The organism is Yersinia vastinensis (assembly GCF_902726565.1).
Classification (GTDB): Bacteria; Pseudomonadota; Gammaproteobacteria; order Enterobacterales; family Enterobacteriaceae; genus Yersinia; species Yersinia vastinensis.
The window spans coordinates 202739-226887 of record NZ_CACVAF010000003.1; the positions used below are offsets into that span (position 1 = coordinate 202739).

Sequence of the window (24149 nt, forward strand, 5' to 3'; positions counted from 1 at the left end):
GCATAATCCGTAAGGAGGTGAACTAAATTGTCCAAGCTTAAACTACACGGCTTCAACAACCTGACCAAAAGCCTGAGTTTTTGTATTTACGATATTTGTTATGCCAAGACCGCAGACGATCGCGATGGCTATATCGCCTACATTGACGAACAGTATAACGCCAACCGCCTCACCGAGATCTTGAGCGAAACCTGCTCGATCATTGGCGCTAATATTTTAAATATCGCACGTCAGGATTATGATCCTCAGGGTGCCAGTGTCACTATTTTGGTCAGCGAAGAACCCGTTGATCCGCGTGATGTCGATACCTCCGAGCACCCTGGCCCATTACCGAATGCGGTAGTTGCTCATCTGGACAAGAGCCATATCTGCGTCCATACCTACCCGGAAAGCCACCCAGAAGAGGGGCTATGTACTTTCCGTGCAGATATTGAAGTGTCTACCTGCGGTGTTATTTCTCCGCTGAAAGCACTGAATTACCTGATCCATCAGTTGGAATCCGATATCGTCACCATGGATTACCGCGTACGTGGTTTTACCCGTGATATTAACGGTGTTAAGCACTTCATCGATCACAAAATAAACTCGATTCAAAACTTTATGTCTGACGATATGAAGTCGCTTTACCACATGATGGATGTGAATGTTTATCAAGAAAATATCTTCCATACCAAGATGATGCTGAAAGATTTCGATTTGAAGCATTACCTGTTTAATGCCAAACCAGAAGAACTCAGCCCGGAAGAAAGAGAGCGTATTACCCGCCTGTTATATAAAGAAATGCAAGAAATCTACTATGGCCGTAATATGCCAGAAGTGTGATGTGGTGTAGGTGATATTCAACTTTAAATCCCGGTTTTTAGCCGGGATTTTGGGTTAAGGTAGCTGGGCAAGTAGGGTGCTAACTTTAGCGCTATCCTCAGGGTGAAGTTGCAGATACTTTTCACAGGCTAATCTGACATAGTCGAAACCCACTGATTCAGGAACAACAATTTCATCCTCACAAACACCAAACATTATTCCCTCAAAGTGCCATTCAGGATCATAGTTATTCAAGTCAGGAAAATGACAATACATCTCATTTATTACAAACCCAGTTCTGTTGATTATATTACTTACACTTTCAAGTAATTTTTCAGAAAGATTAAGTGAGTTAAAAAAACTTTTTATTACCCAATATTTATCATTATCACAATCTATTTTGTTAAAAATATATTCGTTCATCATTTAATTACCGGAAAAAAGTTAATCACAGTGCCAGAGTGTTGATCTAAAAAAATTTGAAATTTTATACCATTAGATTCCGCTCTATACTCTCTAGCACCTAAATCTCTAGCTGAATGATAACCATTTGCTGCTGCTTGTTGCCCAAGCTTTAACATCTTCTCATCAGAAAAAACCTTAGGATCATAGATGGTTTTTTCAAATATATCAGCTTTGTATCCAACCGTATTTCCTACTCTATCTTTTGCTGGGATTTGATATTTGACATGAGTAATACCTTTTACTTGCCCAAATGCTCGGTTGATTACCTTTACTCCGTTAACAGATACCGCCTGATTAAAAGCATTGGCATTGTGCGTTCCGTGAATACCTTTTCTCTGAGAGAACCCATCAAACTTAGCTAAGTGGTTCTTCAGGTTTATATTAAAGCTAATTCCAGCTGGATAAACCGACGCTCTCTGCTCAAATCTTTTTCCCCGTAATGATGCTGCCAGAGACGCTGACAAACCAAGGGCTTCAATCGTCTCTTCAGACCAACCAGTGATCTTACCAGCTTCCTCAACCCACTGATTTTTGGCGAAAATTTGACTATCAGAAAGTGTATCTACATCAGTATAAGTAAATAACTGGACTTGTTCAAAACCCGTGAGAGCAGGGTAATTGCCAAAACGCTGTTTTTCTTTTTGTATCCAATAACGTGCCAGAATACTGTCTTCTTCTGGTGTTTCGGGATACTTCACCATTAGCGCCTCAGCCCGAATACGCTCACTGGAATTGAGCGACTCCTGCGCACTACAGTTTACCTGACGGCAGGATGCGGCCATAAAGCGTTCTTGCTTAATATTGTTACCCTGAGCCAGTTCATTAATCGCCTTGATTTCTTCCTGATGCAACTGGCGGTTAAATCTTTCGACGACTTCGGCGGCATCCGCGCCACTATATGCACCCTCAGCTTTACTACTAGCTAGTGCTCCGGCTAGAGCCCCGGCCACACGGCTAAGTTGCGCTTGCTGCTCTTGCCAGTGCTGCGTGCCAATCAGGTTATCACCCAGCACCGCACCGGCCAACTCTGCTGCTAGTGCACCCGCCGCTGCACCTTCCTTATTACCACCACTAATTTCAGCAGCGATACCTGCCACTAATGCATGGCTTAGGGCTTTGCCCGGAGCGCCTAATACACGCCCATTGTTGCCGATAACATGCGCCCCTTCGGCATGCAACTGAGCACCCGTATTGGCGAGTAATGCAGTAGTAAAATTATCTTTAAAACTCCCGCCATTGATGCCGGTATTAAGGCTGGAACTGATAATGGATTGACCGGCTACTCGCTGAACAACTTTATTCCAGTCACCGTTGCTCAACTGGGGTAATTGTGCAGCGTTGACACTATCAGCAGCGCTCCCCACCGCCATCGCAGCGTCAAACCCGCTCAATGCCCCCCCAACTGCCATTGAGGTTACCAGCGATTTTACTGATGATTTACTACCTAACTCCCTGAATGTTTTTGATATATCACCTTCATTATTGACCAGCGATACTGCCGCCTGCGAAGCCAGAGAGGATATCCCGGCAGTTACCGCGCCTCCAGCCATGCCGCCACCTGCCGCCGTACCTGCCGTGACAGCCAGCCCCGATCCTGCCGTTGCTGCCGCCACGGCAATCGCAATCACCACCGCCACCACCGGATTCAGTTGTTGGCTGCGGTGATCCCAACGGTGGTAAGCATCCATCACTTTTTGCCACTGCACATCGTCGCGTAGATTGAGCGTTTTCAGCCACTCATTGCCGGGAGTATTGCCCAATGCGATCACCGCATCATGCAATGACTGCTCATTTCGAACTTTTATATCAGCACTAACCCCTTGAGCAGCATCAATGGTTAATTCACCACCAGTATGAATAATAGGTAAAATCCATTTTTCGTCCTGATACCCTTTGTCGGTGTGCTTGATGTAAAAGCCTTTCGACACCGTCGTCTTTTGCTCAAACGAGCTATCTTTAACGGCTTCAAAATTCACCCTGCCGTGAGTACTGGTTAATCTAGCGTTCTGACCTGCGGCAATTTTGCTAGCCTGATAAGTGCTATCATCACGACTTAGCAGGTTGATATTGTCATTAGCCGTAAACTCTGTGACTTTATTCGTGGCGACATGCTGGACATTATGGTGTGATTTTCTTCGTCCCCACCATTTACGGGTATTCCAACGCTCTTCGGCATGGCTGGTTTCCTCCATCGCTTGAGCAAATAAATAGCCACCTTCAGCGGCAATATCCATGACTTTTTTGGCGGCTAACTGGGTTGCCTGAAACAAAATACTGCCGTTTGAAATCAGCGTCAGTATGCCACCGCTCTTAAGTTGAGTCGGTTGCTGGAGCTTGTTATAGCTAAAATTATCACCACCGCCCTGATGCTGCTCATTGAGCAGCGACTCAAAGCGCATATTATCACCAGAGGTCAGCATCATATCGCCGCCAGAAGAAAGCTCTGCCCCCTGAGCGAGTAGTTGATGACCTGACACCGCATTCAGTGCATTTCCCGCCAGCAAGCGTGTCATCACATGGCGATCCTGACGTTGATTCCCCTCTGGGTTATCAAGGCCTGAATAAAGTGATGCCGTCAGCCGAATATCCCTACCTGCCAATAAATTAAGATTATTGCCAACGGTTATCTTGCTGGCCTGACTCAAAATATCGCGGCCCGCATTGATTAAGAGATTACCTTTGGCATTTATCTGAGTGCTCAATTCAGGGGTGCGTGATGATGGGAAGAATAGCTGGAGATCATCATATGGAAAGGATGAATAAGGATCCAACAGTGAATCAAATGTAAATGTGATATCACGTGGTGACAGCTCAATATCACGAGCAGCATGCAAGTTAATATCCTGTTCTGACTCTAACGTGACGCCATGTAAGGTCAGGTTATTACCCGCACTAAATGTGATATCCTGATGACTTTTTAGCTTACCCGGTAAATAAAACAACCGGTTAATATGTTGTATACTTTGTTCTCGGTTGAGAATTTCCCCACCATTTATTTCATCGATTAAATTTTTACTGTGTTTGACATTAATATCATGATTTGCTGATAAGAAAATATTATTGGCGGGGTGAATTAGGGTGTCAGTTAAATTAATATTCTTACCCGCAATGACAGTGAAATCTCCCTTTGCATTTACTTCGCTGATTATTCTCTGGTGTGAGGGTTGAAGATAATATTCACTATGATACTCCGGTTCAAATAGAACATTCCCTTGCCGACTCAGCAACGTAATATCTCGACCTAAAAATTTACCATGCACTGAATTAATGTCATTGAGTGCAGAAAATGATATATCTCGACCTTGAAGAGTTGTATTATTTAAATGAATAGTGTCATCAGCAACAAATGTTATATCGCCACGAGCCTGAATCAAATAATTGCTGGTAATGGACTTTGCATGCAGTAATATATTATGACCTAACACAACGGGTTGTGTTGGTTTTTTCAACTCGAAACCGAAGCCAAATTGTGAATGGGGCCACGATAACAATGGTTGTAACTGAATACTATTATTAAAATCAAGGACGACATTCCTGCCCGAAGAAATAGTGCCATTGTTTTTATCCAATTCAGTCCATCGTATATACCAATCGTCTTCTCTGGCATGATTTCGGTGATGCATTCCCTCCTGAACGTTATAATTAACGAACGTATCCTCTCTCCAATCGCTATGACTGTTATTGAGAAATTCATTTCCAGTCAGGAAAATATCCTTTGGGGCGCTGATATTACTGACCGAATTAGTTAGCTGACTGGCATTAATATATAGATTATTACCTGAATGTATTGTTGCAGCAGGCGTCGTGGCTGTTATCTGATACAGCTTCCGCTCAGTATTAATTTTATATAAAAACCATTTTGCTCGCTCATTAATAAGCCTAACATCTGCGGTGTCAAACCACTCCGTAGGGAACTCAGCAGGAAATTGTTCTGCTGATAATTCGATGGTTTTTCTAACCGGTGGATAATAAATATTGTCATAATCATAAATGTAGGCATGGATAGAATCTGGTGTTAACTCCTGCCACCCCACATTAAATACCTGACGAGAATTATCTAGTTTATCCGTACGAATAATCAAATCACCAAGATTAGTTTTAATACTGCCAGACTTATTCTCAACTAACTTATTCTTATTTCCCTCCGCATCTTTTTGGATCCACATATGATGGCGGGCATGTAGTTCAGCTGATGGGCCAACATTATGAACTTTATCGCTAAAAATACGCACATCACCTACGGCCTTAACTTTGCTGAAGTTATTTAATTCAGTTGTTACCAGCGTGACATCCCCACCACTAAGTAATTCGCTATCCACAGTAATAGTGGTATTTCCACCGAGTATATTGAGATCTTTTTTTGCCAGAATATTTCCGAGTGTTATATTCCCTGCAATATCAAACGTCACATTGCCTTCAGCACCAAAAATATTTTTGAGGTCAGCACCTGCACCCTTTTCCTTTGATACCAAACGAATACGATCAGCATACATACCACCCAATGCACGAGTATCTATCGCCAACGCAGGTGTGGCCCCCATGACTGACAAAGGTTCAATATGACCATTCTGATAATCAATCTTATTCGTCCCCAAAATGATATCAAGCTGCTTCGCATCAACTTCTCCATTAAGGTTCAGCTGACGGCTGATGAAGACGGTATCTTTTTGAGAAAGGGCAGTGAGTCCTTTATTGCCCACAGTAATTGTGCCCCCCTGCACATTGAGCCACTCCAGCTCACCTAACCGATTCAATACCGGTGTCCCTGTGGTTAATGTAATAGCGCCCACATTGTTAAACCAACAACCATTGCAACTTATGCCATTGGGATTGGCGATAATCACATTGGCCTTTTCACCGAAGATGTTGAGCATGCCTTCCAGTGAAGAGTGATGACGGCTGGTAACTTCATTAATAATCAACTGCGCGCTATTACCCCCTAAATTGGGATTAGCCGCCAAATGTCCTACTGCCCATGTTGAGTACCCCGCAGTTTTCGCGTTATTTAATATCGCGCCTATGGGGGAGACATTAAAGTCATGATAGCGATTATGAGATACTCCAGCGGCATTCGGCCGGGCAATATTCACCACAGGGATCTGACCGTGTACTCTGACTTGAGTTTGGGCGTTATCGGGCTGGATACCAGCAGCAATAGCCGGATGTAAAGGTTGTACACTAGTGAGGTAAATCAGCAGCCAACTGACGATAGGCGTGGGTCGATAAGCAAATCCTTCCATAAAATCACCATCCTGGTGTTGTGTTGGAGTAACGACTGATTCGCAGCTTACTTGTCTACCGGCAAAATAATGAGTCAGCCAGAGAAAGCAACTCACTGGAGTGCCTACGCAATTCAATAGCGGATTCTAGTGTGGTTTATCTGATTAACTAACTTAACCAATTGTTTATTAAACTAATATTCCTTAATGGTTAGCCAAAATATATTCATCACGCTTTAACTCGACTGCCCAGCAAGATATGGAGCAACAAAAAATCATCTCCAATCCCTACCCTGAGTTATCAATAATTACACTTCGCTATTCCCATCTTCCTAATTGACGATGTATAAGAGGATCCTATTTTTCTGTCTCATGTTGCTCAAGGAAGATGCCCCGTTCATGAACCGCCTCCCTACCCTGTATGGCATTATTGCAATCCTGCTTTGGAGCATGAGTGTTGCCTTGACTCGCGGATTGTCTGAAACACTGGGGCCATTTGGCGCGGGTGCCGCCATTTATACTGTCAGTGGGATTTTGGTGTGGTTGGTGGCCGGTAAACCGACATTGCGCGGGCAACACCCCGCTTACCTGTATGGCTGTGGTTTTCTGTTTGTAGTCTATATGGTGTCCTTTGCTCTGGCCGTCGGCATGGCCAATGACCGCCAGCAAACACTTGAAATTGGGCTGATTAACTATCTGTGGCCAAGTCTGACCCTGCTGTTAGCGGTGCCATTACTTAAACTCCGACCACGTTGGTGGCTCTGGCCGGGAGCCGCTTTGGCGCTGTTCGGGGTTATCTGGGTAGTCAGTGGTGGTGATGGGCTGGATGTTAATGTTCTGCGCACCAATGTTAGCAGCAATCCGCTGGCCTACAGCCTGGCACTGATTGCCGCTTTTACCTGGGCGGGTTATTCCAATTTAGTGCGTTTATACAGTCGAGGGCCGGGGGCATTGCCACTATTTTTACTCGCCTGTGCCCTGTGCTTGTGGGTGATGTTCTTTGTGCTGACACCCGGTAAGTTACACTTCACCTCACGTGCCACTTTTGAACTGTTACTAATGGGTGCAAATACAGCGCTGGCCTACTTATGCTGGGATATTGCCATGAAAAAAGGCAACGCCACACTGGTCGCCGCCCTCTCTTACTTCACACCTTTGTTGTCGATATTGATTGCCAGTTTATGGCTCAATACCCTGCCCTCAGCCGCATTCTGGCCGGGTGTTGCCATGGTGGTGGTCGGCTCTTTACTGTGCTGGTCTGCCAGCCGCAATCCCCTCTAACTCTTTTTACAAATACATACCCAAAAAAATTGGAGTTGCAGGTAGGCAGCAAGCAAACGAATCCCGATGAGCTTACACACGGGTGAATGAGCGCAGCTAACACCCCTGTAGCTTCAAGTTTGAAGGGTAAAATTGCGATAGCCTTTCAGGACTAACAGAAAATCCTCTAAACCACACAGGCAAAGGCTCTCTTCATCATAGTAATTCATGCCTTCTTCCATCTCATCGCTTTCCAGATCCAGTTGATTGGCACGTACCATGACTTCTTCACCGTCCAGCCACAAGGTGTATTCGTGGCCCATGAGTTGCCACTGACGCTCACTGCCTTTCACTTCATTGGCGGCAGCTTCAATTTGGTCCAGTTTTGCCAAATCACCTTTAATTTCTTCATTGAGCCAATGGCCAATCACTTCATGCCCCATGGAGAATCTGACCAGCACTTGCCCTGTTAAATCACGCAAGAATTCATAGTCCATAGCACGTCCTCCTAATGCTCTTCTAATGAGTTTAATCGTTATTGGCAGCCTGACTCGGCGCAAACTCGCAAAGCCGGTAAATACCTGCAAAATTCTAATCAAAACTATTTTTTAAATAAAAAAAGGAGGCCAATGGCCTCCTTTTTTAGCAGGTGCGAAATATAGCGATTTACACGGCGGTTTGGAAGATCACGCCATCGGCTTTATCGGTATATTGGCTTAACTGATCAAAATTCAGATAGCGGTATGTATCTTCCGCAGTCTTATCAACCTGAGCCATATACGTTTGATATTCATCAGGAGTCGGCAGACGCCCAAGCAGTGATGCTATCGCTGCCAGTTCAGCCGAAGCCAGATAAACATTCGCCCCAGTCCCTAAGCGGTTCGGGAAGTTACGGGTTGAGGTAGAGACAACCGTCGCACCGTCCGCAACTCGCGCTTGGTTACCCATGCACAATGAACACCCGGGGATCTCGATACGCGCACCACTCTTACCAAAGACGCTGTAATAGCCTTCTTCAGTCAGTTGTGCAGCATCCATTTTAGTTGGTGGTGCAACCCACAGACGAGTCGGTAACTGGCCTTTATGTTGATCCAGCAATTTACCTGCGGCACGGAAGTGGCCAATGTTGGTCATGCATGAACCGATAAAGACTTCATCGATTTTGCTGTTGGCAACATCAGACAACAAACGAGCGTCGTCAGGATCGTTTGGTGCGCACAGAATGGGCTGAGTTATCTCTGCCAGATCAATTTCGATCACTGCAGCGTATTGTGCATCTGCATCACCTTCCAGCAGATTTGGATTTGCCAACCAGCTTTCCATACCGTTGATACGGCGCTCCAGCGTACGGCGATCACCGTAACCTTCAGCAATCATCCACTTCAATAGCACAATGTTGGATTGCAGATATTCAGTGATAGGTGCTTTATCTAGCTTAATGGTACAGCCAGCCGCAGAACGCTCGGCAGAAGCATCTGCCAGTTCGAACGCTTGTTCGACCTTCAGCTCAGGTAAACCTTCAATTTCCAGAATTCGGCCAGAGAAAATATTCTTCTTGCCTTGCTTCTCGACAGTCAGCAAACCTTCCTGAATCGCGTAGTAAGGGATTGCATGCACCAGATCACGCAAGGTGATACCCGGCTGCATTTCGCCTTTAAAACGCACCAGTACAGATTCAGGCATGTCCAGAGGCATCACACCGGTTGCCGCCGCAAAAGCGACCAGACCAGAACCTGCAGGGAAAGAGATCCCGATAGGGAAACGGGTATGGGAGTCACCGCCTGTACCAACGGTATCTGGTAGCAGCATGCGGTTCAGCCATGAGTGAATGATACCGTCGCCCGGGCGCAGAGACACACCGCCACGGTTCATAATAAAATCAGGCAGTGTGTGATGGGTCGTCACGTCAACTGGCTTCGGATATGCCGCTGTATGGCAGAATGACTGCATCACTAAATCAGCGGAGAAACCCAGACACGCCAAGTCTTTCAGCTCATCACGCGTCATTGGCCCAGTAGTATCTTGTGAACCGACCGAAGTCATTTTAGGCTCACAATATTCACCCGGACGCACCCCAGCAACACCACAGGCGCGACCCACCATTTTTTGTGCCAGCGAGAAACCTTTGTTGCTTTTCGCCACCGGTTTCGCCACACGGAATACTTCACTGGCAGGCAGCCCTAATGATTCGCGAGCTTTCGTGGTCAAGCCACGGCCCACAATCAATGGAATACGGCCACCGGCGCGGACTTCATCCAGCAACACATCCGTTTTAAGTTCGAAAGTGGCTAATATCTCGCCAGTATCATGGCGGCGAACTTCACCCAGATACGGGAAGATATCAATAACGTCGCCCATATTCATATTGGCAACATCGACTTCGATTGGCAGAGCACCAGCATCTTCCATGGTGTTAAAGAAGATTGGCGCAATTTTGCTGCCCAGCACCACACCACCACCGCGCTTGTTCGGCACGTAAGGGATATCGTCGCCCATAAACCACAGCACAGAGTTAGTGGCAGATTTGCGCGAAGAACCAGTACCAACGACGTCACCGACATAAGCCAGCGGGAAGCCTTTTTTGTTCAGCTCTTCAATTTGCTTAATTGGGCCAACACTGCCCGGTTGATCCGGATGAATCCCCTCACGCTCATTTTTGAGCATTGCCAGAGCATGCAATGGGATATCAGGGCGAGACCAGGCATCAGGGGCCGGAGACAAGTCATCAGTGTTGGTCTCACCAGTGACTTTAAAGACCGTGACCGTGATTTTCTCAGCCAGTGCTGGACGGGAAAGATACCATTCGGCATCAGCCCAGGATTGCATCACTTTCTTGGCATGCGGATTACCGGCTTTGGCTTTTTCTTCCACATCGTAGAAGTTATCAAACATCAGCAAGGTATGAGATAAGGCTTTGCCCGCAATTGGAGCCAGCTTTTCATTATCTAACGCATCAATCAGCGGATGAATATTATAACCGCCTTGCATGGTGCCAAGCAGTTCAATAGCTTTCTCTGCGGTAATCAAAGGGGAGTGGGCTTCGCCCTTGGCGATAGCAGCCAAAAAACCAGCTTTAACATAGGCTGCTTCATCAACACCAGGTGGTACGCGGTTAATCAGCAGGTCTAATAGGAATTCTTCTTCGCCCGCAGGCGGATTTTTTAATGATTCAACCAGCGCTGCCATTTGTGATGCATCTAATGGCTTGGGGACGATACCCTCTGCAGCACGCTCGGCTACGTGCTTACGGTATTCTTCTAGCACGACTCTCTCCTCGCTCTTATTGTCATTTATTTTGCCGGGCTTATTCCACCAGCCATCATCACTGATGCAGTAGGTGTAAGGTAAGAGGCCCAGTTTCGCTCAACCAGCATACCAGTATTTAAACTCAGTGTTAATTCGTTCACATAAAAGCAACATTAAATTTTTGCTGAATCGTTGAGCGCAGTGTAATCATCTTACATATTGATAACGGCTCTCAGTTAGCCCATCACTAAAGGCCAACACACCTGCTGATTGAAAGATGACAAGTATAATAACCATAACTAATGAATGGATACCATCGCTCTCTGAGTGTCTCGTGCTGTTGGTAGGACTTTTATGGCGGTGAATGGCAAATGGAAAATATTGTGGCGATAAAGAGAGCAGAAACAGCCGAAAATGGCCGTATCTGCTCATTGTAGAGAGGTAAGTTTAGAACTGAGTATTCAAGCTCACAAAGAATGTCCGGCCCGGCTCATTATAAGTGGCCGCCCCAGCACCCGCGATATTGGCAACGTTCTGCGCATTACCCGCACGGAACTGGCGCTTATCAAACAAGTTTTCGATACCCGTGGTGACACTGACATTTTTTGTCACGGTATAGCTGGTGCTCAGACCAAAAATGGCATACGGGCTGACTTCATTGAGCGCCGTACCTGTCACAGGCAAACCTTGATAGTCATATTTCTTCGGTTTCTGACGCCCATACCATGTCACGGTCGACAGGAAGGACAGATCATCCGTTGCTTGCCAGCTCAATGAGCTATTCAGTGTAAACTCTGGGGTGATCGATAGATAATCCCCGGTCGTTTTGTTCTTCGATTCCAACATGTAGGTCAGGTTGCTACTCCATTGCACCGTATCAGTGAATGGAACGGTCAGGTTACCTTCCAAACCTTCAACCAACGCTTTCGGCACATTCTCCCACTGGAAAATATCGGAGTTAGCATAAGCGCCAGTTCCGCCACTGGCGTTGCCCAGTGAGACCAAGCCCGGCTCAATCTTATTGCGATAATCATTACGGAAGTAAGTAATACCGGCAATAATGCCATCGTTATTATGGAACTCGAACCCAATCTCTTTATTCACACTGGTTTCGGCTGATAGAGAATCATTCCCCATCAAGTAGCAACTGCCGCCACCACCATAGCAGCCCTGACCACGGCTATATAACAGATAGTTAGGGTTGGTTTGATAGAGATTCGGCGCTTTATATGAACGCGCGATACCCATTTTCATGGTGAAGTAATCGCCCAGTTCTTGTGACAGGTTTAGGCCCGGACTCCAGTTACTGCCCGCGGTGCTGTGATGATCAAAACGCAGCGCAGGGGTGAGCATCGTGGTGTCTGTCAATTCAATATTGTCTTCAACAAAGACCGACGCTATCTGTGCTGACGAGCGAGTATCGCGCCCGGTGCCAGTTAAGCCACTGACACTGCCCCCTTCGCTCGTTGTTTGGGTATTAGAGGTTGGGTCATTCATTTTCTGGTCATTCCATTCGGCACCCACAGTCAGTACCTGATTAACGCCCCAATCAAAGGGCAAGTTAATTTCGGAATGGGCCAAATAGTTATCCAGCTTGATAGTGCTGAAATGGTTATTAGAGAAAATACCTTCTGTACCGCCCGCCAGTCCCTCATTAATACGTGAGTTGCGTGTATCTTCATACTGAACATAAGAGGTCGTGCTGACACCGTTATCCCAGAAACCACGATGTGTGAGTGAGAAGTTATCGCGATACATCACGTTAGTTTCTGCGCCGTATAAACTACGAACAATGGCATTGCTGTTGGTGTTTTGGGTATCACCAGCGTAAATATTCCCCTGACGGCTATAACCCACCTCAAACTCCAGAGATTGGCCGACCGCGAAGTCCCAACGCAGTAACCCATTGATATCTTTATTGCGCACCCCTTCACGCCCGGCCGGCAACGTCCCAGCCTGATTACCTGTTCGGGCTGACTCATGACCGGCGTTAATATCCCAATCATCAGCATCAGTTTTATTGTATCCACCGTATAAACGGAAGCTGAGGGTGTCACTTAATGGCCCCATCAGACTAAAATCAGTGCGCCGCGTTGCCCCTTCTTCACTGTGCTGTGGCAGGTTCATATAAGCATTCCAGCTACCGTGCAGCTCTTTGTCTGGTTGTTTGGTGATGATATTCACCACACCACCTGCGGCACCATTACCATAGCGTGCCGCTGCCGGGCCGCGTAACACTTCGATTTTTTCAACCATATTAGCGGGAACCCAGTTGGTATCACCACGGGTATCACGCTCGCCACGCCAACCATAACGCACCGCATTGCGGCTCGAAACCGGAATGCCATCAATCATAATCAGGGTATTTTCTGGCCCCATGCCACGAATATCAATCTGGCGGTTATTCCCGCGCTGACCACTGGCTGAGTTGCCGGAAAGATTCACACCCGGCATAGTACGGATAATTTCGGATAGGTCATTTGCCGGTGGGCGTTTGCGGATATCTTCCGCAGTAATAGTGGATGCCCCTAATGCTTGACGCACTTGCTGTTGAGCCGTCACCACTAGAGTATCGCCAGACGCCGCTTTGCCTCCGGCTTCAGAGGGTTCTTGCTGTTGAGTCGCGGTGACAGTTTGTGTTTTTTCTATCGCGGCTGTATCAGAGCCGGTTTGAGTGCTATCTTGTGTCTGCGCCCAAAGCGGAGTTGAAATACACAGGCCAATCAAGCTCGCCAAGGTCGTCAGAGAGCGCCGCTGCCATTTTACTTTCATTACACTTTCCCCGATGCAAAAGCCCACAGCAAATGTCAGCAGAGGAAAATCTCTACCGATCTATTCATAGGGCAACAAAAACGAACAAGATTGATAATTATTTTCATTATCAATTCATCTTGCTAATTGTTACATTTGCTATCAGAAAAAAGGTTTGTGTAAACAGCAAAGCTCTTTGTCAGAACGTCAATGTCAGTGGAGAATTTGTCATGCCCGCGGTGAAAAGAAATAATTTACGCAATGTTTCCCCCTCATCCAAACCGATTTACCGCGACCAGATTGTGCAGCAATCGAATCTGGTTGCCAGCGATTATCAGTTGAGCGGGGCTAAATCTTTGTCTACTGACCCGGTATTATATGGTGATTTTCAGGTGTTACGCCTAAATCCACACCTGATTTTGCATACCGCAAACGTCACTAATCTCTACGATATTAAAACGCAGAGTCAGCTCAATCCTGCGCTGAAACTGGCGATTGTGGTTAGCGGTAGCGCACATGTTTCATTTGGTGGTAAACAACTGCATTTGCAGGAAAAAGGCGATGCCTCCCTAGTTTCGCTGACGGAAAGCACTCTATTTACTCGCCATGGCAAAAACAACAGTCACGAACGCACGCTGACTCTCACCTTTGACCGTGAATGGTTGTACGGTGATTTATTGCCGCACTCTGGCTCCTGGGATGCGCTGTACAACTTTACTCAGCAACACTTGGCGATTCATTTATGGCGTCCATCCATCCACGCTCAAGCCATCGCCCAGAAAATAGCAAGTGCTCCGCCCTTTTCAACACCACTCGAGCGGCTACAGTGGGAAACTCAATGTATTGGGTTGATTATTGAAGCGTTCAGCTCACTGGAGAAGCAGGCCCAACAACAAAATAAAATGTCATTACGTGGGTTGAATCGTATTCAGCAGGTACGCGATTGGCTGGAAAGTGGCGAGGCTGACCACCTATCAATGAGTGAGTTAGCGCATTTAGTGAATATGAGCCAAAGTACGTTACAGCGGCGTTTTCGTGAAAGTTACAACATTACGGTGTTTGAATACCTGCGCCATTGCCGTTTAAAACGCGCCATGCTGGCACTCCAGAAAGAAGGTATCAGTATTGATCAAGCGGCCACCCTTGCCGGATATACCAGTTCAGCTAATTTCACGACAGCCCTACGCCGCACATTTAATATTACAGCAAGTCAATTGCGCAATGGATTCCACCCCTGAAATAAATAAAATAATTTCACAGTCTATTATTTTATTTATTTCATATTAGCGTAATCATGGTTATTAATTCGCAGACACACATCCTCCTTAAAAAATAAAATTCCCTCCATTCATCAAAAACAATATTTTAATGCCAATGCATCGCCATGCTATTTAAATCTCAATAAAGCTTACATGTAAAAGGAGGTGATATGAATAAAATTGGAGTCGCATTTTTTTCTCTAACGGTCTTTGTTATGAATGATATTCATGCTCGACCCATGGAGCCTAAACGTAGAATTGGTCAGAACTGGACTGAGTTTCAGCACCAACATTGCCAATGGCGTACCGGGTATGCATGTAAAACAGTCCCTGAAGATGAGGGAAAATTACCCCCCAAGACCGGTGAAGAGATCGCTGTAGAGGTGAGTTTGGGGATATTATCTGGTGGGCCGACACCTCAACCCAAGGGGTTCAAAGTCGGTATCGGTGCGAAACCCGGCACGAGTGGAAGTCCCCGGCCCGGCCCAACCAGGATAACTAACCCCAGAATGACTGCACCAAAACCTCGACCTCGTACCAGCACAGAACGAACCCCCTTATTACCGACCACCAGCCCCAAACCTAATCCCAAGACTTCTGGCAGATTACAACGAGTGAATGGCAAAATAGGTTTCCTATTAGGGGATACGAAGCCCCCTACTATCAACGAGGGAGCAAGCACAAGCAGAGTTAAAGTAGAGTTATCGGATAATAGCAGTAATTCCTCTTTGGACATGTATGACGTAAAAGGGCATGACCCAATAGAAAAAAATAAAATTGACCGTATCAAATTAATTAAACCTCGTGATTTCGCCAAAATAAAAGAAGAAATGGAGAATATCTATGGTAAAGAAAGATTAGATGAAGGTGAGTTAGATATTGAAAAAGAGATCGAGCGTTATAATACATCTTACGCACATGAGAATATAAGTTTCAGAGAATATTTTGCTATTAGAAACTTCCAAGAAGAAGGATTTGTCGCTATAAATCATGCCCTACGAACAGGAGAGGCCGGCGACGAGTTAGACGTTGAAATAGCAGAAACCTACACCGCGCTCGATAATAATTCAGATATTAACATTTCACTGCGTGAAGATGGATATATCCCCTCTGAAGATGAGAGCGTCGTCGATGAAGTATATCGTGGGGAAGTCAGAGATCGTGCTGAATTTCTGGCCCAAGTAATACCAGAAGAAATCATTGAAATAGACTCATTCTTAAGCACTACGGCTGATGAGGACAGTATTGCTCACTTCAATAGCAGCGACCTGAATGATGGGCAAGTCAACGTAAGATATACCATAAGATTTTTCCTTGGCCGTACTAATAGCACTGAGATCGGGGATTTACTTGATGAACCGGGGGAAGAACGTATTTTTTTACCTAAAAGCCGTTTCTTGATTACAGAGTTAGAAGAGTCCGCAGATAGCTCAACTTTCAGGGTCAGCATGCTTGCCATTACCGATGAGCCTATGCCCCCACCCATTCAAATCAACTAAGCCAGTTCACCTTACTTTTATCCCAATAAAAAACGGCCCCTGTTCAGGAGCCGTCTTAACTAACTCATTAGCAATAAGAAATTATTTCTTTTTCGCTTTTGGGTTAGGCAAATCAGTAATGCTACCTTCGTAGATCTCTGCTGCCAGACCCACAGATTCATGCAACGTTGGGTGAGCATGGATAGTCAATGCGATATCTTCCGCATCACAACCCATCTCGATTGCCAGACCGATTTCACCTAACAGTTCACCACCATTAGTACCGACAATAGCACCACCAATGATACGGTGAGTTTCTTTGTCAAAAATCAGTTTAGTCATACCATCGGCGCAATCAGAAGCGATAGCACGGCCCGATGCCGCCCACGGGAAGGTGGAGGTTTCGTAGCTGATGCCTTTTTCTTTTGCTTCTTTCTCAGTCAGACCAACCCATGCGACTTCTGGCTCAGTGTACGCAATGGATGGAATAACTTTCGGATCGAAGTAATGCTTCATGCCAGAGATAACTTCAGCGGCAACATGGCCTTCGTGAACACCTTTGTGTGCCAGCATTGGCTGACCGACGATATCGCCGATTGCAAAGATGTGCGGCACGTTGGTGCGCAGTTGTTTATCAACGTGGATAAAGCCACGCTCATCAACTTCAACGCCAGCCTGACCAGCATCCAACAATTTACCATTAGGTACACGGCCGATAGCGACCAGAACGGCATCATAACGCTGTGGTTCAGCTGGGGCTTTTTTGCCTTCCATCGTGACATAGATGCCGTCTTCTTTGGCTTCTACCGCGGTCACTTTGGTTTCCAGCATCAAGTTAAATTGCTTGCTGATACGTTTGGTAAAGACTTTTACTACGTCTTTGTCAGCAGCCGGGATGACTTGATCCGCCATTTCAACGACATCAATTTTCGAACCCAGAGCATGGTAAACCGTCCCCATCTCCAGACCGATGATACCGCCGCCCATGACCAGCAGACGTTCTGGGACAGTTTTCAGTGCCAGTGCGTCAGTTGAGTCCCAAACACGTGGGTCTTCATGAGGAATAAATGGCAGTTGGATAGGACGAGAGCCGGCAGCAATAATCGCGTTATCGAACGTGATGGTCGTTGGACCATTTTCACCTTCAACAACCAAGGTATTTGCGCCAGTAAATTTACCCAAACCGTTAACCACTTTGACTTTACGGCCTTTAGCCATACCTGCCAAACCACCGGTTAACTGATTGATAACTTTCTCTTTCCAGACACGTACTTTATCAATGTCAGTCTTAGGTTCGCCAAAAACAATACCGTGTTCAGCCAGTGCTTTAGCTTCTTCGATAACTTTAGCGACGTGCAACAGTGCCTTGGAAGGGATACAACCCACATTCAGGCAAACACCGCCCAGAGTGGCGTAACGCTCAACCAGAATAGTTTCTAAACCTAAATCCGCGCAACGAAAAGCAGCAGAGTACCCTGCTGGACCTGCCCCAAGTACCACGACCTGAGTTTTAATTTCAGTACTCATCATGACCTCTTAATTGTTTGTCCGGCGGGTCTGACGTCATTTTTTAGGCTAATTAATTTCATAACGCCCTCATCCACCGTGACGTTCTTGCCTATTCCTGGATACAGACACTTTCAGGGATACTGACACGCGGCAAGTTTACAGAATTGTTAACAAACTGAAAAGCCGCATCACGTGACGAGTGTCTCAACAACCTTGTCGACTAATGTAACAGCCTGACAAACTTGGTATCAAAGTGTCTTTATCTGTCCGTATCTGTCTATATAACAACAAGGCCGGCACAAAGCCGGCCCCAGTGATTACATGACCAGACGGCGAATATCAGCCATAATGGTCGCGATATACGCTGCGAAACGCGCACCTGCAGCACCATCGATCACACGGTGATCGAAGGACAGAGACAGAGGCAGCATCAGACGCGGAGCAAACTCTTTACCATTCCAAACTGGCTTCATGGATGATTTTGACACACCCAAAATAGCCACTTCTGGCGCATTAACGATCGGCGTGAACGCCGTACCGCCGATGCCACCCAAGCTGGAGATAGTGAAACAGCCGCCTTGCATGTCAGATGCAGTCAGTTTGCCATCACGTGCTTTCTTGGAAATCACAGACAGCTCGCGAGACAACTCAACAATACCTTTTTTGTTCACATCACGGAATACCGGAACAACCAGGCCGTTAGGGGTATCAACCGCAACACCAATATTGATGTATTTCTTCAATGTCAGTTTCTGACCATCTTCAGAAATAGAGCTGTTGAAGCGAGGGAATTCTTCCAACGCCTTGGCAGCTGCTTTCATCAAGAACACCAGCGGAGTGATTTTCAGATCTTGTTTTTTCTTCTCGGCTTCGATGTTTTGTTGCTTACGGAATGCTTCAACTTCAGTGATATCCGCTTCATCGAATTGAGTCACATGTGGGATCATGACCCAGTTACGGCTTAGGTTAGCACCAGAGATTTTCTGGATACGGCCCAGTTCCACTTCTTCGATTTCGCCGAACTTACTGAAATCAACTTTCGGCCAAGGCAGCATGCCTGGCAGACCGCCACCAGTGGCAGTCGCGGGTGCCGCTTCAGCGCGTTTGACCGCTTCTTTCACATAAGCCTGAACGTCTTCGCGCAGGATACGGCCCTTACGACCAGTCCCTTTCACTTTCGCCAGATTCACACCGAATTCACGAGCCAGACGACGGATAACCGGTGTTGCGTGAACATAAGCATCGTTTTCAGCAAACTCGCCTTTGCTTTCTGCTTTTGCTGCTGGCGCTGCGGCTTTCGCCGGTGCCGCTGCCGCAGGAGCCGCTTGCTGAGCTGGAGCAGCCGTTGGGGCTGCGCCTTCTACTTCGAAGACCATAATCAGAGAGCCGGTTTTCACTTTGTCACCGGTGCTGATTTTAATCTCTTTCACTGTACCTGCGAATGGTGCCGGTACTTCCATTGAAGCTTTATCACCTTCAACAGTAATCAGTGATTGTTCAGCAGCAACCTTATCGCCCACTTTCACCATTACTTCGGTCACTTCAACTTCGTCACCGCCGATATCAGGTACTTCAACGTTTTTAGCCGCAGAAGCTGCCGGTGCTGCTGTTGGAGCTGGAGCTGCCGCTGCTACTGGAGCCGCTGCACCTGCAACTTCAAAGACCATGATCAAAGAACCGGTGCTAACTTTGTCACCCGTACTGATTTTGATCTCTTTAACTGTACCCGCAAAAGGTGCGGGTACTTCCATAGAGGCTTTATCGCCCTCTACAGTGATCAGAGATTGTTCTGCGGCAACAGTGTCGCCCACTTTGACCAGGACTTCAGTGACTTCAACTTCATCACTGCCGATGTCTGGTACTTCAACATTTTTCACAGCAGATGCCACAGGAGCCGCTGCCTGAGCAGGGGCCGCTGGTTTCTCTTCTGTTTTAGCAGGAGCGGTTTCAGCGCCCGCAGCTTCAAAGATCATAATCAGTTTGCCCGTTGCGACTTTATCGCCCACAGCAATTTTGATTTCTTTAACTACACCCGCCTGCGGTGAAGGGACTTCCATGGAAGCTTTATCACCTTCAACGGTGATCAGCGATTGTTCCGCTTCAACGGTATCGCCTACTTTCACCATAATTTCGGTGACTTCCACTTCATCTGCACCGATGTCTGGTACGTTAATTTCAATAGCCATTTGTTCTTTACCTCTTATGCCAGACGCGGGTTAACTTTATCGGCGTCGATACCAAACTTAGTAATTGCTTGTGCAACTACGCTGGTGTCGATGTCACCGCGTTTAGCCAATTCACCCAGAGCTGCAACCACCACGTAAGAAGCATCAACTTCGAAGTGGTGACGCAGGTTCTCACGGCTGTCAGAGCGGCCGAAACCATCTGTACCCAGTACGCGGAACTCGCTGGCAGGAATAAAGTTACGAATCTGTTCAGCGAACAACTTCATGTAGTCAGTTGAAGCAACTGCTGGTGCGTCGTTCATCACCTGAGCCACATAAGGAACACGTGGAGTTTCTGTTGGATGCAGCATGTTCCAACGCTCACAGTCTTGACCATCACGAGCCAGTTCAGTGAATGAAGTTACGCTGTACACATCAGAACCTACGCCGTAGTCGTTAGCCAGAATCTGAGCTGCTTCACGAACGTGACGCAGGATTGCACCAGACCCCATCAACTGCACTTTGCCTTTGCTACCTGCAACAGTTTCCAGTTTGTAGATACCTTTACGGATACCCTCTTCTGCGCCCTGCGGCATTGCTGGCATGTGATAGTTTTCGTTCAGCGTCGTCAGATAGTAATAAACGTTTTCTTGCGCTTCGCCGTACATGCGTTCCAGACCATCATGCATGATGACTGCCACTTCGTAAGCATAAGCTGGATCGTAAGAGATACAGTTCGGGATAGTCAGTGACTGAATATGGCTGTGACCATCTTCGTGTTGCAGACCTTCGCCGTTCAGTGTGGTACGACCGGAAGTCCCACCAATCAGGAAGCCACGAGCCTGTTGGTCACCCGCAGCCCAGCACAGGTCGCCGATACGCTGGAAACCGAACATGGAGTAGTAGATGTAGAACGGGATCATTGGCAAATCATTGGTGCTGTATGACGTCGCAGCAGCCAACCACGAAGAAGCCGCACCCAATTCGTTAATCCCTTCTTGCAGGATCTGGCCTTTTTCGTCTTCTTTGTAGTATGCAACCTGCTCACGGTCTTGCGGGGTGTACTGCTGACCATTCGGGCTATAAATACCAATCTGACGGAACAGACCTTCCATACCGAAGGTACGTGCTTCATCGGCGATGATTGGAACAATACGGTCTTTAATAGACTTGTTCTTCAGCATCACGTTCAGCACACGCACGAAAGCGATAGTGGTAGAAATTTCTTTATTCTGCTCTTCCAGCAATGAGCTGAAATCTGACAATGCTGGGATTTCCAGTTTTTCAGTGAACTTAGGCATGCGGGTTGGCACGTAGCCTTCCAGCGCCTGACGACGTTCATGCAGATATTTGTACTCTTCGGAATCTTTCTCGAAGGTAATGTATGGCAGTTTTTCGATATCAGCATCAGCTACAGGCACATTGAAACGATCGCGGAAGTGGTGAACCCCTTCCATGTTCATTTTCTTCACTTGGTGAGCAATGTTTTTACCTTCAGCTGTTTCGCCCATGCCGTAACCTTTGATGGTATGGGCCAGGATAACAGTCGGTTTGCCAGTAGTTTCTTGTGCTTTTTTCAGTGCAGCAAAGACTTTCTTCGGATCATGACCGCCACGGTTCAGGGACCAGATCTCGTCGTCGCTCATGTCTTTCACTAATGCAGCAGTTTCTGGGAAACGGCCGAAGAAGTGTTCGCGCACATAAGCGCCATCTTTGGATTTAAAGGTCTGGTAGTCACCATCCAGAGTTTCGTTCATCAATTGGATCAGTTTACCGCTGGTATCTTTACGCAGCAGTTCATCCCAACGACTCCCCCAGATGACTTTCAGAACCTGCCAGCCAGCACCACTGAAGATGCCTTCCAGCTCATTAATGATTTTGCCGTTACCTGTAACCGGGCCATCAAGGCGTTGCAAGTTACAGTTGATAACGAAGACCAAGTTATCCAGTTTTTCACGGGTCGCGATGGTGATCGCACCTTTAGATTCTGGCTCATCCATCTCGCCGTCACCCAAGAAGGCGTATACGGTTTGTGCTGAAGTGTCTTTCAAACCACGGTGAGAGAGGTATTTCAGGAACTTGGCCTGATAGATTGCACTGATTGGGCCAAGGCCCATAGATACAGTCGGGAACTGCCAGAACTCAGGCATCAATTTCGGATGCGGGTAAGAAGACAGACCCTTACCGTCAACTTCTTGGCGGAAGTTATCCATCTGCTCTTGTGTCAAACGGCCTTCAAGGAAAGCACGTGCGTAAACGCCCGGAGAGATGTGGCCTTGGAAGTAAACCAGATCGCCGCCGTCTTTTGGATTACGAGCACGGAAGAAGTGGTTGAAGCAGACTTCGTAGAAGGTAGCGGAAGATTGGAAGGATGCCATGTGGCCGCCCAAATCCAGATCTTTCTTCGATGCACGCAACACGGTCATCACGGCATTCCAACGGATGGCAGAACGAATACGACGCTCCAGATCCAAGTTGCCCGGGTAAGCGGGTTCGTCTTCTACTGCGATAGTATTGATGTAATCACGGCTGGCTGAACCAGCTGCAACACTCACACCACCTTTACGGGCTTCGCCCAAAACCTGATCAATCAGATACTGAGCACGCTCAACACCCTCTTCACGGATGACCGATTCGATCGCCTGTAGCCAGTCGCGGGTTTCGATCGGATCCACGTCATTATTTAAACGTTCTGACATGGTGGTATTCCTTATCTGTTTCTAATGGTTTATTTGGAGCCTATCTTCCTGTGCTTTAACCCGGGGCTAAAGCACGTGCCCTGGTGAAAACACCGGAAGATAGGCCCATCAGTTTAGTTGCCGCTAATGATTCTCAAATGAGAACCTATACCCACAGGAATTGGAGTTGCGGATAGACAGCAAGGGAACGAATCCCGATGAACTTACTCAAGTAAATCATTCGGGGGAGTTCACGCAGCTAACAACCCTGCAGCTTCAAGTACAAAGGGTACAAAACGAGTTATTGAGGTCTTGCAGAGGCGCAACCTGAATGATTCGTTTCTAGTCCTTGCGCTGTTGGAGCCGACGCAAAGATCGCTCACGGCGACTGTGCTCCCGACTGAGGTCCAACAGGATCTCCTCAATAAACGCCAAGTGACGGTGTGAAGCTTCGCGGGCTTTTTCTGGCTCGCGTGCCACAATCGCCTCAAAAATCCCGGCGCGGTGACTGCTCACCGTTGCCAGCATTTCGCGGCGCGAGTAAAGCAATTCAAAGTTTTGTTTTACGTTTTGTTCCAGCATTGGCCCCATACAACGCAGTAAATGCAGCAAAACCACATTATGCGCAGCTTCTGTGACAGCCACTTGATACTGCATGACAGCATCTGCCTCGGCATCCAAATCGCCGCTGTCCTGTGCTTGCTGAATCACAGTATGACACTCACGGATCCGTTGCAGGTCTTCATCAGTACCACGTAAAGCGGCATAATAGGCTGCAACACCCTCAAGAGCATGACGGGTTTCTAACAGGTCGAATTGTGATTCAGGATGGTCGGCCAGCAGTTCAGCCAGCGGATCGCTAAAGCTTTGCCACAGATTGGTTTGTACGAAAGTACCACCACCCTGACGGCGCAGCAGCAGCCCCTTAGCCTCAAGGCGCTGGATTGCCTCTCGCAGAGAAGGTCGGGAAACATCAAATTGCTTCGCCAGCTCGCGCTCAGGCAGTAATTTCTCACCCGGGCGTAGCGTCCCTTCCAAAATCAGGTATTCGAGCTGCTGCTCAATAACATCTGATAATTTGGGCTGACGGATTTTGTTGTAGGCCATATTTTTTGTAAGTCGCGCTGTAAGCCGTATTGAGTGAATCGTCTCTGCGAGTGGCGCGGAGTCAATTGGTAATACCAATTTCAAAAACGTGACGATAAAGTAACAAAGTATTCACTACCTGTCCATACGGACCTTGACCGAAATCATGAAACCCAGCACATTTTAACAACTTTGCTGATAAAGGGGTGCAAAGTGATAACGTGGCGGTGGT

General features: G+C 47.0%; 13 protein-coding genes. 4 read left to right on the forward strand and 9 right to left on the reverse strand.

Translation table 11 applies throughout. The features are described from left to right. Positions 1-27: 27 nt before the first annotated feature. Positions 28-822, forward strand: a complete 795-nt coding sequence (speD, locus tag HUZ92_RS05790; protein ID WP_050100434.1) for an adenosylmethionine decarboxylase — start codon at positions 28-30, stop codon at positions 820-822. Positions 823-876: 54 nt separating this feature from the next. On the opposite strand, the gene cdiI is transcribed toward speD, so the two are convergent. Together cdiI and cdiA are read right to left on the reverse strand one after the other, a co-directional pair. Beyond that, complete coding sequence (cdiI, locus tag HUZ92_RS05795; protein ID WP_144416963.1) at positions 877-1227, reverse strand: ribonuclease toxin immunity protein CdiI; 351 nt, start codon at positions 1225-1227, stop codon at positions 877-879. Then, on the reverse strand, positions 1224-6506 hold the full coding sequence (gene cdiA, locus HUZ92_RS05800) for a contact-dependent inhibition toxin CdiA (protein ID WP_145580050.1): 5283 nt from the start codon (positions 6504-6506) through the stop codon (positions 1224-1226). Before cdiA ends, cdiI begins: the two co-directional genes overlap by 4 nt. Before the next feature lie 378 nt (positions 6507-6884). Here cdiA and yddG point away from each other — a divergent pair, with 378 nt between their 5' ends. After that, positions 6885-7766, forward strand: coding sequence for an aromatic amino acid DMT transporter YddG (gene yddG, locus HUZ92_RS05805; RefSeq protein ID WP_050140457.1), 882 nt, complete (start codon positions 6885-6887; stop codon positions 7764-7766). A 113-nt stretch (positions 7767-7879) separates the two neighbouring features. Here the strand turns inward: yddG and yacL are convergent, their stop codons facing one another. The 3 genes from yacL to HUZ92_RS05820 form a co-directional block, all read right to left on the reverse strand. Then, a complete protein-coding gene (yacL, locus tag HUZ92_RS05810; protein WP_050100439.1) occupies positions 7880-8242 on the reverse strand; it encodes a protein YacL in 363 nt (120 codons plus the stop codon). A gap of 169 nt (positions 8243-8411) precedes the next feature. Then, positions 8412-11009: a bifunctional aconitate hydratase 2/2-methylisocitrate dehydratase gene (gene acnB / locus HUZ92_RS05815; protein ID WP_050100441.1), complete on the reverse strand. Its 2598-nt coding sequence runs from the start codon at positions 11007-11009 to the stop codon at positions 8412-8414. A 429-nt stretch (positions 11010-11438) separates the two neighbouring features. After that, positions 11439-13763, reverse strand: coding sequence for a TonB-dependent siderophore receptor (locus HUZ92_RS05820; RefSeq protein WP_050100442.1), 2325 nt, complete (start codon positions 13761-13763; stop codon positions 11439-11441). 209 nt (positions 13764-13972) lie between these two features. Here HUZ92_RS05820 and HUZ92_RS05825 point away from each other — a divergent pair, with 209 nt between their 5' ends. After that, a complete protein-coding gene (locus tag HUZ92_RS05825) occupies positions 13973-14980 on the forward strand; it encodes an AraC family transcriptional regulator (protein ID WP_050100444.1) in 1008 nt (335 codons plus the stop codon). 191 nt (positions 14981-15171) lie between these two features. Then, a complete protein-coding gene (locus HUZ92_RS05830; protein WP_145525658.1) occupies positions 15172-16500 on the forward strand; it encodes a hypothetical protein in 1329 nt (442 codons plus the stop codon). Between the two features lie 81 nt (positions 16501-16581). Here the strand turns inward: HUZ92_RS05830 and lpdA are convergent, their stop codons facing one another. From lpdA to pdhR, 4 genes are all read right to left on the reverse strand, one after another. Continuing rightward, positions 16582-18006 (reverse strand): dihydrolipoyl dehydrogenase, encoded by a 1425-nt coding sequence (gene lpdA / locus HUZ92_RS05835; protein ID WP_005156808.1) that lies wholly within the window; start codon positions 18004-18006, stop codon positions 16582-16584. A 299-nt stretch (positions 18007-18305) separates the two neighbouring features. After that, positions 18306-20174, reverse strand: a complete 1869-nt coding sequence (gene aceF / locus HUZ92_RS05840; RefSeq protein WP_050100447.1) for a pyruvate dehydrogenase complex dihydrolipoyllysine-residue acetyltransferase — start codon at positions 20172-20174, stop codon at positions 18306-18308. Between the two features lie 14 nt (positions 20175-20188). Further along, positions 20189-22852: a pyruvate dehydrogenase (acetyl-transferring), homodimeric type gene (gene aceE / locus HUZ92_RS05845; protein ID WP_050100448.1), complete on the reverse strand. Its 2664-nt coding sequence runs from the start codon at positions 22850-22852 to the stop codon at positions 20189-20191. 321 nt (positions 22853-23173) lie between these two features. Next, on the reverse strand, positions 23174-23938 hold the full coding sequence (gene pdhR, locus HUZ92_RS05850; RefSeq protein ID WP_004389026.1) for a pyruvate dehydrogenase complex transcriptional repressor PdhR: 765 nt from the start codon (positions 23936-23938) through the stop codon (positions 23174-23176). Between the last annotated feature and the right edge of the window lie 211 nt (positions 23939-24149).

Excerpts from the sequence above, each read along its gene's own strand:
- aceF (WP_050100447.1), bottom strand. The coding sequence starts at position 20,174 with ATGGCTATTGAAATTAACGTACCAGACATCGGTGCAGATGAAGTGGAA.
- lpdA (WP_005156808.1), bottom strand. The coding sequence starts at position 18,006 with ATGAGTACTGAAATTAAAACTCAGGTCGTGGTACTTGGGGCAGGTCCA.
- HUZ92_RS05820 (WP_050100442.1), bottom strand. The coding sequence starts at position 13,763 with ATGAAAGTAAAATGGCAGCGGCGCTCTCTGACGACCTTGGCGAGCTTG.
- cdiI (WP_144416963.1), bottom strand. The coding sequence starts at position 1,227 with ATGATGAACGAATATATTTTTAACAAAATAGATTGTGATAATGATAAA.
- yacL (WP_050100439.1), bottom strand. The coding sequence starts at position 8,242 with ATGGACTATGAATTCTTGCGTGATTTAACAGGGCAAGTGCTGGTCAGA.
- pdhR (WP_004389026.1), bottom strand. The coding sequence starts at position 23,938 with ATGGCCTACAACAAAATCCGTCAGCCCAAATTATCAGATGTTATTGAG.
- aceE (WP_050100448.1), bottom strand. The coding sequence starts at position 22,852 with ATGTCAGAACGTTTAAATAATGACGTGGATCCGATCGAAACCCGCGAC.
- HUZ92_RS05825 (WP_050100444.1), top strand. The coding sequence starts at position 13,973 with ATGCCCGCGGTGAAAAGAAATAATTTACGCAATGTTTCCCCCTCATCC.
- HUZ92_RS05830 (WP_145525658.1), top strand. The coding sequence starts at position 15,172 with ATGAATAAAATTGGAGTCGCATTTTTTTCTCTAACGGTCTTTGTTATG.
- yddG (WP_050140457.1), top strand. The coding sequence starts at position 6,885 with ATGAACCGCCTCCCTACCCTGTATGGCATTATTGCAATCCTGCTTTGG.
- cdiA (WP_145580050.1), bottom strand. The coding sequence starts at position 6,506 with ATGGAAGGATTTGCTTATCGACCCACGCCTATCGTCAGTTGGCTGCTG.